Annotated in this window: 10 protein-coding genes and 2 pseudogenes; 6 read left to right on the top strand and 6 right to left on the bottom strand. The window is 62.4% G+C overall.

The window, feature by feature from the left end:
• Window positions 1–192 (top strand): hypothetical protein (locus BM004_RS41745; protein WP_177206796.1); only part of this gene is annotated, 192 nt, incomplete at its 5' end.
• On the top strand, window positions 189–536 hold the full coding sequence (gene tnpB / locus BM004_RS40085) for an IS66 family insertion sequence element accessory protein TnpB (protein ID WP_093222467.1): 348 nt from the start codon (window positions 189–191) through the stop codon (window positions 534–536). The genes BM004_RS41745 and tnpB, both read left to right, overlap by 4 nt.
• Window positions 537–1,041: 505 nt before the next feature.
• Here the strand turns inward: tnpB and BM004_RS40080 are convergent.
• Both BM004_RS40080 and BM004_RS40075 read right to left on the bottom strand, forming a co-directional pair.
• Window positions 1,042–1,767: a hypothetical protein gene (locus BM004_RS40080; protein WP_143120484.1), complete on the bottom strand. Its 726-nt coding sequence runs from the start codon at window positions 1,765–1,767 to the stop codon at window positions 1,042–1,044.
• Window positions 1,768–1,817: 50 nt separating this feature from the next.
• Window positions 1,818–2,648: a hypothetical protein gene (locus BM004_RS40075; protein ID WP_093222462.1), complete on the bottom strand. Its 831-nt coding sequence runs from the start codon at window positions 2,646–2,648 to the stop codon at window positions 1,818–1,820.
• Here BM004_RS40075 and BM004_RS41260 point away from each other — a divergent pair.
• Window positions 2,632–2,985: a hypothetical protein gene (locus BM004_RS41260; protein ID WP_143072693.1), complete on the top strand. Its 354-nt coding sequence runs from the start codon at window positions 2,632–2,634 to the stop codon at window positions 2,983–2,985. The genes BM004_RS40075 and BM004_RS41260 overlap by 17 nt on opposite strands.
• A gap of 85 nt (window positions 2,986–3,070) precedes the next feature.
• Here the strand turns inward: BM004_RS41260 and BM004_RS40070 are convergent, their stop codons facing one another.
• The 4 genes from BM004_RS40070 to BM004_RS41255 form a co-directional block, all read right to left on the bottom strand.
• Window positions 3,071–6,796, bottom strand: coding sequence for a tubulin-like doman-containing protein (locus BM004_RS40070; RefSeq protein WP_093222460.1), 3,726 nt, complete (start codon window positions 6,794–6,796; stop codon window positions 3,071–3,073).
• A gap of 46 nt (window positions 6,797–6,842) precedes the next feature.
• Entirely contained in the window at window positions 6,843–7,286 is a 444-nt protein-coding gene (locus BM004_RS40065; protein WP_093222457.1) for a hypothetical protein, read from the bottom strand.
• A 42-nt stretch (window positions 7,287–7,328) separates the two neighbouring features.
• Window positions 7,329–8,741: a hypothetical protein gene (locus BM004_RS40060; protein ID WP_256220310.1), complete on the bottom strand. Its 1,413-nt coding sequence runs from the start codon at window positions 8,739–8,741 to the stop codon at window positions 7,329–7,331.
• A 68-nt stretch (window positions 8,742–8,809) separates the two neighbouring features.
• Window positions 8,810–10,342 carry a hypothetical protein gene (locus BM004_RS41255; protein WP_143072692.1) on the bottom strand — a complete coding sequence of 511 codons (1,533 nt, stop codon included), beginning with the start codon at window positions 10,340–10,342 and terminating at the stop codon, window positions 8,810–8,812.
• Between the two features lie 421 nt (window positions 10,343–10,763).
• On the opposite strand from BM004_RS41255, the gene BM004_RS42620 reads away from it, so the two are divergent.
• The 3 genes and pseudogenes from BM004_RS42620 to BM004_RS41250 all read left to right on the top strand — a co-directional run.
• Window positions 10,764–10,949 carry an IS1096 element passenger TnpR family protein gene (locus BM004_RS42620; protein ID WP_093222451.1) on the top strand — a complete coding sequence of 62 codons (186 nt, stop codon included), beginning with the start codon at window positions 10,764–10,766 and terminating at the stop codon, window positions 10,947–10,949.
• A pseudogene (locus BM004_RS40045) lies at window positions 10,918–11,190 on the top strand (DDE-type integrase/transposase/recombinase); the annotation flags it as partial. The gene BM004_RS42620 and the pseudogene BM004_RS40045, both read left to right, overlap by 32 nt.
• Before the next feature lie 101 nt (window positions 11,191–11,291).
• Window positions 11,292–11,413, top strand: a pseudogene (locus tag BM004_RS41250) (IS3 family transposase); the annotation flags it as partial.

Below are 11,413 nucleotides of genomic sequence, written 5' to 3'. Positions count from 1 at the left end.
TCGCCGATGCTGCTGCCCGTCACCATCGAAGCTGCGTCGATCGCGCCATGCTCTTCACCCACGGTGGTGGCGCCTCGCCAACCTGCCGGGACCATCGAGATCGATGTCGGCGGTGTGCGGGTGCGACTGCGCGGCGTGGTTGACGAGGCCAGTGTGCGTCATGTGCTGCAGACGCTCAAGGCGCTGGCGTGATCGGTCTTCCCACCAGCACTCGCGTCTGGATCGTCGCCGGCCATACCGACATGAGGAAGGGATTCAACGGCCTGTCTGCGATGGTGCAGACAGCGTTGGAGACCAACCCGTTCTGCGGCCACGTCTTCGTCTTCCGCGGCCGACGCGGCGACATGCTCAAGGTCCTGTGGTTCGATGGCCAGGGATTGCTGCTGCTGGCCAAGCGCCTGGAGCGCGGCCGATTCGTCTGGCCGCAGGCGCAAGGGGGCAAGATCTCGCTCACGCCGGCACAACTGTCCATGCTGCTCGAAGGCATCGACTGGCGCATGCCGACTCGCACTGATCTGCCCGCGCTCGCGGCTTGAACCGCGCTCAAGAATTCGTCTTCTGAACGCACGGGTCCCGGTCAACAGCAACTTGGCCTCGTTCTCCTCGTAGGTCCGAATCCCTGACCATTTCGATTGATATGGATGTCCATACTTGATCGTTTCTCTGCTTGTTTGAGTTGAATTGAACAAGTATCCCGATTCACCCGTGCCCTGGCTCAGGCGTCACCGGCGCAGCCCACCTAAGGAACGCAGCCCAGGCAGCGGTCCGGGGTGAATGAAGTGCTTTCGAGCCGGATGCTGCAAAACAGGCGAGGCGGGAGTTCTGCCGCAAGAAGCCTCGAATAGCAGAGTCGACCCGCCGAGCCTCCTGCTGGTCTCAGCGATGCACGTCGATGTCGGGCAATGCGACGTTCGGCGCCATCTGGCTCCCCGTGGCGTCCAGCACGGCCCCGACGCTGCCAACGCATCGGCGCCGATCGGTGGTGCAGCCCGCCGTGCACATCATGCCGAGGCGCACGTACGCTGGACCGTATCGCCGCGCTCAGTTCATCGCCACGATCGTTGCATTCGACCCATCCCAAACGAGCTGGGTGCGTAGATCCCGCGTGCCTGCGAGCTTGTTGTTGACATACAGGTTGGTCTTCAAACCATATGAGCCTTGCGAGAGGTTCGGCGGCAGATTGAGGTCAAACGAGTTCTCGAAGCGCCCGCCGGAACTGGCAGTGAAGTTCTTCGATTTCGGATCAGGATTGATCTGGGTGCCGTCCGGATTGAAGACGACCAGCTCTTCCTTTACCGACTGGACGGGCTGAACCGTACCGCTGGTCAATTCGACGACCGAGTTGACCTTGATCGGCTGTCCCTTGCGCACGGAAGGCGAGTTCACGTGGGACGCATAGGACACCACCACGGGTTCGCGCGGCAGTGCGCCTTGCCGCTGCTGGTATTCCTGGTCCACTTGGGCAGCCGTCTTGGTCTGGCGCGACTGCACGTTCACCGCGACGCAAGCGGCCACGCCGATGGCAGCCCCGATCACTCCGCCCCTCGCCGCGCCTTTCTTGCCGCCGGCCATCGCGCCGATCAGGGCACCGACTGCCACGCCGGCCAAAGCACTCTGCGCGACGCTGCAGGGGTCGCCGCCGCCACCTCCAACATCGCCGCCTACCTGCCCGGCGCCGCCACCCGGGGCTGCGCAGCCCGCCAGAAGTATGCTCGCTGTGGTGAGCGCGACGGTATGTTGGATTTTTGAGGTAAGGGTCATGGTCATGTAAGAGAAAAGCGGAAGGAGGCGACCGCGCCAAGGCGCGACGGCACACGTCAATTGATCGTCATTTCCTTGCGTGCGTACGCGAGTTCGCGCTCCTTGATGCGTCGAGCGAGGAAGGCGGCTTGGGAATTGGCAGGGTCGATGCGGCGCGCGCTCTCGACATAGGTCTTGGCCTTGTCGAACTTCAGTTCCGCCATGGCCGTCTCCGCATCGCGCAGGAAACCGCTAACGAGGTCTTGCTGGGGCGCTGGCATCGCGTTTGCGCGCGCAGGCACTTCCATGAAGCCGGGGGCTGACGGCGCAGCCGCTGCCCCAGCAACGGCTGCGGCTGCGGCTGCGGCCTCCTCCTGTGCTTTCGCCGCATTCTGGATCTCGGTGCGCAGCGCCGCGATCTCGGGATGTTCCCGATTGGCCGCACCGAGTTGGTCCAGCGAGGCGCGCGCTGCCTTCACGTTGCCCATCGCGATCTTCTGGCGCACGTCTGCCTCGGCAGACGAGGCAGCGGACTGACCGGCGTCGAGTTGCAAGCGCAGCGTCTTGGCTTGCGGCGCGTCGATGCATGCCGTGTCCAGTTGATCCATCGCCGATCGCGCACTCTGCAGGCGATGCTCCCCGATCAACGATTCCGCGCGGCGCAAGCCCTTCTCGCAATTGGCGCGCGCCGCCAATGTCTTGTCTGCAGCGGCCTGCAGGGCAGCGGCTTTTGAACGGGAGTCGGCGCTGCACGACGCGAGCGCGAGCACAGTCTGACCACGCGCTCCGACCGCGTCGCCAGCCGCCAGTTTTTCAGCCGCAGAAGCCAACTGCGTGTTGCAGGCCACTTCCTTTTCGCTGGGTCTGGACAACCAATACACCGTGACCCCGATGGACAGCAGCGCCACGAGTGCAATGGGAAGCTTAGACCCGGACGGCTTGGGATCCGCAACGGGCGCCTCAGGCTCGCTTGCGACGGGTCGAGACGGCGGGGCTGGAGGGATTTTCCGCGCCGCAGCGGCAGGCATTTCCGGCGGCTCTTGCGGTCCAGCCGTCGGCAAAGGCGGCGGAACAGAAACCGGTGCGGCCGTGCGCGACCTTTTTTTCACCGGCGGCGGAATCGGACTCGAGCCGGCTGCCTTTGGTGGCGTGATGCTGCCGGGCAGTGCGCGCGGAACAGGCAATTCCGAGATCGCAAGCGCCGCCGGCATCGAGCGAACAGGTGTCGACTCGACACCGCAATAAGGGCAATGGTGCACAGCCTCGAATAGGCGTTTGCCGCACGCCGCGCACGTAATCGGAGGAACTTGCAAGATGGAGCGCTCGGAAATCAGGCCAATGGCGGAGGCGTCAGCGGCGGAGGGCCCGAGGGCCTTGCGCTCTGCAGCATCGGCACGAGTTCGGGCAAAAGTCCCAGGTCGACCCATTCGGCGAGGCCGTTGCGCCAAACCTTGGTGCCTGCCAATGCCACTTGCCCCGCCGCGAACATCTGGCCGATCTGCTGCCCGACGAAGGGGCCGTACTGCTGCCCATTGATCCCGAGGTGATACTGGTGTTCGACCATCGGTGGGGGCATCCCGTCGAGTGGCGGCGGCATGCCAGCGCCGGGCGAAGGCGCCGCTGGCGTGCCAAAGCCGCCAACGAGAGCCGCAACGGCGGGCGCAGGACGCAGCAAGGCGGCCAGTGCGCCGGGCTCCAAAATGGCCGCATTGATCAGGTACTTGAGCCGCGGTTGTCCATCCTCGCCGGGCTCGCGCACCTCCCAGTCGTAAGCATCGGCATCGGAATCCCCGATCGGCGTCGCCCATGCCTTCATGTCGGCCAGCAGCCGGCTCGAGGCTTGCTGCAGCTCTCCCTCGGACATGCCCTTGCGCCGCGCGCGATCCCGCACTTCGTGCTTGGCTTCCGAGGACAGCGCGCTCGCGAAACCCTTACGCACAAGTTCCGCGCCGCTGCTGTCGGACATCAGGATCGGCGTGTAGACAGCGCTCTCGTAGTAGTCGCACAGCGCAGCCAACCCGGCCATCTGGGGACCGTCGAACTCCGACAGACGCTCCTGCACCCGTTCGACGATGGCCTCGCGATAGGCCAGTGGCAATCCGTTCTGCCGGATCGCGCGTTCGTTGCCGATGCGCCGGGTGTCACCCCGTGCGACAGCAAACTGATACTGCCCCGGCGGAACCACGCGCTGCGTGGAGCGGGTCAGGATGCCGAGCATCACAGCATAGAGAAACTGCTTGAAGTCTTCCGCCAAGCGATTGATCTCATCGGTGGTCGGCGCGATCGGATGGCTGAATTGCGTCGAATCGATGTGCGTGTGGGTCGGGCTTTTCTCCGATTCCTTGCGGTAACTGGTACGCCAGCCTTCCAGGCCGCGCAGCACCGTCATGGGCACACCTGACAACTCGCAGTAGCAGACCGCACGCCCCGGCATGCCGGTTTCGACAATAGACAGCTGGGCCGAAGTGATGCCGGCCTGCGTCGGCACGCAGGCATCGATCTCGTTGCCGAAGCGGGCCTTGAAACCATCGGCGTCAGCCACGCCGATAAAGCATTTGTACTGATCGGCTTTGACCGTGAAATCGCCCGACAGATTGGCGTCGATCCAAGGCATCGCGCAGGCCAGCAGCTTGCGGAAGATCTCCTGTCGCGCGACGGGGCCCATCTGGTCAAGCGCCTCGGCCAAGGGATCGGTGGCCAAGGCGCTGTCTTCGAAACTCGTCGCCACGGCCAGCTGGCGTTCGGCCATGCGTGTCACCTTGGACAGGATCACCCCGCGCTGCGCGGATTCGATGAGCATGGGGAACAGCGCCTTGGAACCGCCGAGGTCCTTGAACGCTTCATCTGCCCATTCGCGCATCTGCTTCGCACCAGGCATCGGGACTTCCCGAACATCCGCGGCGATGCTGATGAGGGTGGGATGTTCCTTGAGCAAATCCTGATTCAGGATGGCGTTGGCGCGTTGCAGTTGCTCCAGCATCGCCACCACGGCTTCGCGTCCAGCCTGGAATTCGCCGACCTGACCGCTCCACAACGCGCGGCCTTGTGCATCGACGCCCGTCTTGCGACCGAGCCACGCAGACAGTTCGTTCATCAGCAGTGCGGCTTCGTCGGCGGCCTTGGCTCGCAGATGGAACTTGATGCCGTTCGCGATCTCGGTGCGCAGCTGGTCCATGACCATCGCGGCCTGCTTCTCGCTGTTACCGAATCCGAAAAGGCCCTTGGTTTGCTGCAAGTTGTCGAGCAGACGCTCAACTTCGGCGCTGCGAACCGCCTCCTTGATCTCGCGATAGCGCTCCGCATTGAGCGAAAGCGCCGCAACCAACCCGGTGCCGGCCGCCTCCAGCCGGTCCTTGATCTGCTCGACCAGCGACAACACGTATTCAAGGCCGCCATAGTCCTTGTTGTCGAGGTAGGCATAGAGCTGGTCGCGCATCGCGAGCTTGATGCGCTCCAGGACTTCGCGCCGACGCTTGGCGACCCGGTCCTCGGTAGTGTCGGCAGTCGAATCCTGATCCCTGACCGCATCGCGTTCGAGCTGCTTGATCGCTTCGCGCACCTGCGTCGACCACTCGGACCGGTCGAACCCGGTGCGAATCGCTTCGATGCGATCGTTCACGCGCTGCTCGACATTGGCCAGCAGCAAGCCGTTCTTGTCCTGGAGCAGATCCTCGACGATGAAGTAGTCGATGAATTCACCACTCGAGCGCTTGAGCTCGATCTTCTTGTCCGAGAACTCGGGAAAGTCGCTGAACGGCGCGGGACGCAACCCCATCTGCGCGATCATGAAATCGTCACGCTGCTTGTCCGTCGCACGATTGGACCCAACGTCCGAACTGCCTACCCCGAAGAAGGCCTTCAGCATTTCGGCAGCCCAACGGTGCGCCCGTTCGTCACGACGAGCTTCCTGTCGCGTATCCAGCACCGCTTGTCCCATCGCGGAGAAGCGCTTCGAGAACGACAGCCGCATATCAGCGAAACGATGCTTTGGGACCAACGCGTCGTGCGGAAAGTTTTTGTGCTGTGCTTGGTTGACCGCGACCGACCGCTTGCGTCGCGCAAAATCGCCCGACGCGAAGTCCTCGAACAACGCGTCGGCCACCATGTGATAAACGTCGTTCACGTCCTTGGTGTGTTGCTGGGCGAGGTTGCCGGAGTCGATCAGGTAGACCTCGCTGAAGGGCTCGCGCGGCAGCTCTGGCTGGTCATAGGCGTCCCACCGGCCCACATAGCCCTTGTTCCCGAGCATGGCCGACTCGAGTTCCATCAGGGCCGCATAACCGTTGGCCTCGGTGCGATCCTTGTTTGCTCCCGCGTAGCCGGTCGGCAGGAACAGCATCAGCTCCACGTCGGCACTGCCGACTTCGGTCTTGGCCAGCCACCGCGCGATCAATCCCATGTCGAGGAAGGCGCCCGAACCTGTGCCGCCCGCCACGGAGCCGACCACGACAATCCGAAAACGGCTGCTTTCCATCTTGAGGCCGAGTTGGTTGAGCTGGCGCTCGTGCGACAGCCCGGACTTCAAGGTCTTGAGCTTCAGCCGGATCTTGTCGCGCACCTTCGCGTACTTGTCGAAGAAATACAGTCGGGAGATCGCGCGGATCTGGCCCGCCCCCTTGGCGGGGTCGATCTTCAGTTCACGGATCTTCTTGGGATTGAGTGACAACCATTCCTTGACGTGCGGATATTTCTCCAACGCATCGTCGTCTCGGCTGTATTTTTCGATGTCAAAGGATTCAACGATCTTGTCTTCGTCAGTGAACTTCACCGCGTCGTACTGCAGGTCGTCCGCCTGTGCGCGGCCGCTGTCGATAACGGCGCCGGCGTCCAGGTCGAACTGGATGAACTGCGCCACCGGAAAGTCCGACAGCGCCTCCACGCGTGAACGCACGCCTGCGCCACCCCAGAGGTGATTGAGGATGCGTCGACGAACGCGCATGAGCACTTCCATGCCAGTACCGCCCACCCCAATGAAAAGCGTCGGTCGCAAGTCGATGCTCGTCTCGCGCTTAAGCGGCGTGCCAGGGGCAATGGTCTGGGAAGTGTTGTCGGCCATGTGAGTGTGTCGTTCGCTTACTGAAGGGGCGCGGTTTGCAGCGCGCTCACTTGCGTCCAGTGACGAGCATGAGGATCAGCGCGAGCAAGGCGACCGACGCGACCGACCCCATGATCACCGGTGTGAGAAATCGTGATGCGTTGACCACGGACAGGACCAAACCGGTTGCAAGGCTGCCCATGAAAATGAACAGCCACCAGCCAGCCGCGTTAGCTTTGGCCGGTGGAACTCGCCGACCCACGAGGCTGTTGGCATACGCGCCCCGCGCGAAAAAGAACGCGATGAACAACGCGAGCAACACGCCGCCGCCGATGAGCAGGTCGCGCGACGACGTGTCAGACGCCACCGTGTACGTTCCTTCGAACTTCTGGCCCGGCGGAAGGATCACTGTGGCCGTCGTCGTGGTCGGCGCGGCCGCAGGTGCTTCGGTGGGCGCGGGCAGAGTGAAGCCCGAGTTGCTGCTGCTGTTGGTGGATTGGTTCTGTGCCATGGGGATGTTGACTCGTTCGAAAGGGGGCGGGAGAGGACGGCGTCAGCGGCCGGTCACACTGAGCGTGCGACCATCGACAGTATCGACAACGCGGGGACGGCCGAGGCCGCGCTTGAGCAAGCCTACCTGGCCCCCTTCCATGTCCTTTACCGCAAGCGAGGAGAAAGGTTTCAGGGCGACATGGCGTCTGGCGCCGTCGACTGCTATTTCGTAGCGACGGGTACGACCACTGAAGATGGCCATCGATGCGAGGCCGCCAGCCAAAAGCAGCAGTGCGCCCATCAAGCCAATCACTGGCGCGAGCGGATACTGGATGCGCAGGAGCAAAGGAACCCGGGCCCTGGACTCCTTCACGCCGCTGGGCGGGACGAACACCTCAGAGATTGGATCGCCCGGGAACAGCTCTGCCATTTCCGCCGTGAAGGCGTCGGACAGCGCCAAGCGCTGGGCCGACAAACCGATCTCCACGGTCAACGGGAGCGTGACCCGCTTGCCCATCGCACCGAGCGCCTGCACGGACCATGACGAGGGCACCTGCGCCACGGGAAGCGTGAAACTCACCTCCACTTCCTTTTTTCCTGCGGGAGGCAAGTCCGTGACCGTGGACGGCGTGACCGTCGCTGCGGACCGACCCAAGGGGCCTTCGAGCGTCGCTTCAACAACTGCGCTCTCGATCGCGTACGGATAGAAAAGATTCTGCAGCGACCCGCGCATGGTCATCGTAGGCACGATGTTGGCGGCATCGACGTCCATCACCACTGTGCGCTGGTCTGCGCCCAAGCTCAACTGAACGCCGGGCACATTCTTGATGGTTTCGGGCACGATGCGCATCGCATCCTGGTCGATCGGCTTCAGCCGCGCGGGCGCTTGCGTCAGAACCTTCGCAATGCGGCCCTCGGAGAGGATGCGGTCGAGCGCATCGGCTGCGGACTGACCATAGGCCAAGGCATAGATCATCAGACCCTTTGCAGCGTAGAGCTTGCCCTGGACCTGCATGCGCAGGGGGAAAGCCAAGGTCTTCGCAATCGAAGGCTCCATGTGCAGCAGCCGGTAGAAATCGCGGTTGCGGTCCGCTGTTTGCGCGTCGTTGTGGGGACTGTTTCGGTTGTTGGTGAAGATCCAGACGATGCCCGGCGCGCCATTGAAGGGACCGGTGATCGTGCGACTGATCGCCTCTTGGAAATCCGTATCGGCCAGCGCGGTTCCACCAGCCTTGCGCGCGACGGCGAGCGAAGCGATCAGGCGACCCACGTCGCCCCCGCCCTGCCCCTTCCCGAGCAGAAGAGGCGATGCGTTGACACCACTGGATTGATTGAACGCCAGCGTATAGACCACGTCGTCCGGCCCACTGGCGGACGCCGCAACAGCGGCGATCAGCGGCTTGAACTGGGAGCTTGAGTCCGCGTAAAACGGCTCCATCCAGCCCGAGTTTTGCACCAGGAACGCCTGCTGCATGGCATACAGCGGTGTAGTTGCACCAGCGGCGCAGGCAACCAGCAAGAGAGCGAAAAATCTGCGCATGCTCAAGTGCCCATGGCCCAACCGCGCAGGTACGGAAGCGCGGGGTGATACGCCCACAGGTGAGCGTCGTGGACAAAGATGCGCAACTGCAGCGGCTTCGCAACGGTGAACATGTCGAATTCGGTCTGGCGATCAGCATCGTCGACGACTAACTTCACAAGTGTTCGTTCACGCTCGCTTAAGAGCATTTCGACGCCCCTGGTGCTCTTGAACTTCATGCCGATGACGGTTCTGTTTCCGACCGACTCTACGACCGGCACAACCACCTCATCGCTAGAACTGTCGTCGCCGTGTTCGGGCTCGATCCAAGGCTCAGAATGGTGTTTCGTGGCGAAGCGGAAATTGAACTCGCCCGAACATAAACGAGGAGGCTGCGCGTCCCACGCTTCCCACGCCCCGCGCCCCAGCAACGCGTAGATGAAACTTCCAGAAGGATCGCGAGTCTTGTCGAGGCACAGTTGCCAAAGCAGGCCATCGCGAGCGAGATAAGGACTGCCGAACTTGAGCGCCGGCTTGATGGAAGCAGGCCACCGCGCAAAGCTGCCTTCGAGCGAGCCATTCGCCTTTCTCTGCAGCAGCAACTGCCCCTCCTCGGTCACCCAGATGGCCGCGCCCAAGCTGGTGACCGGTGCGGCAACGCGTCCCAGGGACTGCGGGCCAGCGAGACGCCCAGATGATTCGGCGTCGCCTTGAGCCACATCCACCTCGACCAGATTGCCACCAGCAAGATCCAGACCTACGAACTTGATCCTGCCATCGGCGGAGAGCAAAGGAGCCCACACCCGTTCGCCAAATTGCACCGGCGAACCCAGTGCAGGCGACTCGCCGTGATACCTCACGCTGAACGACAGTCCCATGGCATCCGGCACCAGACAAGCCAAGCCTTCCTCAGTGGGCAGAAAAATACGTGTCGTCAACGCATCCGAAGCGGCTTCCGCGCGCCAGTCCGCCCGTTGGATGCGCGTCTCTGCAAGCATGCCGCCGCCGCGCTCCTCCATGACCTCCCATCGAGACTCATGATCAAACCACGCGTGGACATGTCCCTTGGATGGATCTATCGCCAGCAGGGACGGCACGACAGTGCCCGCAGGAACGGAGAAGAACTCATAGTGCCCCGGTGGTGGAGGTTTGCGCTCCAGGTCAGGTGCGTCTTCAGCTCGTCGGGCGTGTTGCCGCTGAAGACTCAATGCAATCGAAGACTGCGGCAAGCCCCGTACGGCGCGACTGCTGCCTTCGACCGTCTTCGCCCCATGCGGAGCGATCCACGGAAGAGCGGCCGAGACAGTCGCTCGATCCAGCCCGACACCGGTCGCCGGGTCGAAGTTGAATTCGGGAGGGAAGCACACGTCGCGAGACGTGCTGGAAACCGGAACCGCCAGTGCATGCGCAACATCTGCCTGCGTGAGTCGGGGCGAGAGCGTGTTGCCCAGAGCAGAGCCGCGCAGGGAAAAGACTCCCGAGTCGGCGTCTCGCGTCCATGTGCCCGAAGGCAATGACCACGCTGGCGCGATTCCCCCCTCCAGTTCAGCTTCCATATTCTGTTTTCATGGCGCGACGACTCCAGAGTTACCTACCATGCACTTTAAGTATTACTGTCGTAAGTATATGTTCAACTTGTCACGTTGTCTTACATGTTGCCATGAAGGGCATGCTGGGGGTGCACGCCCATGAGCTTTGAGCAAAAATTTGGCGCTCTCCGCACACGGCTTTCGGCTTCAGCAATGTCTGATCCCATCATCGAAAACGCCCATCAACTGGGCCACCAAGGCCTGCAAAGATGGACCGCGCGCTGGGCGCGTCCAGGTTTACCGGGCAAGTCCACTCGTCGCGCGGAAGTCATTCCCAATTGATTCCACCATATTCATAGAATTACTCAATGAACAATGCACTTTACGTTGGCAACCCGTGAAGGTGTTTTGTCATCCACCCGCATTGCGCTGGCACTACAGTGCCGCCATGAGCACGACTTCCACTCGGAAACACCTCCACGCTTGGCAGTTGTACGTTGAACTCGAGGACGTGCGCCCGAAGGTGTGGCGACGCTTGCTGATGCCACTGACGATCGAGCTTTCGCGCCTACACGTGATGCTCCTATGGGGCATGGGATGCGTCATACCTTTGCGAGATCAGTCCAGCGCCTGAGAACCTCATCAACCGCGACTTCCAGGCCGCGGTCCCCAACGAGAAGTGGCTCACGGACATCACGGAGTTCCAGATCCCGGCGGGCAAGGTGTACCTCTCGCCCATCATCGACTGCTTCGATGGAATGGTCGTCAGTTGGACCATTGGGACCAGCCCGGACGGCGAGTTGGTCAACACCATGCTGGATGCAGCCATCGAGACAGTGGCCGAAACTACTGACCGGCCTGTGGTTCACTCTGAATCGCCCCGGGATTGAACTGACCCCCAGAAGTTGGACAAACTTCAAAGGGTCTGAATCGCCCCGGATTTTGTGGAGGCTCAACACTCTGAGAGGATTGAGCCATGAAGAAGTCGAACAAGTTCTCACCCGAGGTGCGTGAGCGCGCGGTGAGGATGGTGCAGGAGCACCGTGGGGAGTACCCGTCGCTGTGGGCGGCGATCGAATCGATTGCACCGAAGATCGG

Source organism: Variovorax sp. OK212 (assembly GCF_900112425.1).
Taxonomy (GTDB): Bacteria; Pseudomonadota; Gammaproteobacteria; order Burkholderiales; family Burkholderiaceae_C; genus Variovorax.
The sequence above is the reverse complement of the archived record's forward strand: the minus strand, read 5'-3'. Positions and strand labels throughout refer to the sequence as shown.

Coding starts and splice junctions, on each gene's coding strand:
- BM004_RS40080 (WP_143120484.1), bottom strand. CDS start 1,767: ATGACCATGACCCTTACCTCAAAAATCCAACATACCGTCGCGCTCACC.
- BM004_RS41260 (WP_143072693.1), top strand. CDS start 2,632: ATGGACAGCAGCGCCACGAGTGCAATGGGAAGCTTAGACCCGGACGGC.
- BM004_RS40070 (WP_093222460.1), bottom strand. CDS start 6,796: ATGGCCGACAACACTTCCCAGACCATTGCCCCTGGCACGCCGCTTAAG.
- BM004_RS40065 (WP_093222457.1), bottom strand. CDS start 7,286: ATGGCACAGAACCAATCCACCAACAGCAGCAGCAACTCGGGCTTCACT.
- BM004_RS40060 (WP_256220310.1), bottom strand. CDS start 8,741: ATGCAGCAGGCGTTCCTGGTGCAAAACTCGGGCTGGATGGAGCCGTTT.
- BM004_RS41255 (WP_143072692.1), bottom strand. CDS start 10,342: ATGGAAGCTGAACTGGAGGGGGGAATCGCGCCAGCGTGGTCATTGCCT.
- BM004_RS42620 (WP_093222451.1), top strand. CDS start 10,764: ATGAGCACGACTTCCACTCGGAAACACCTCCACGCTTGGCAGTTGTAC.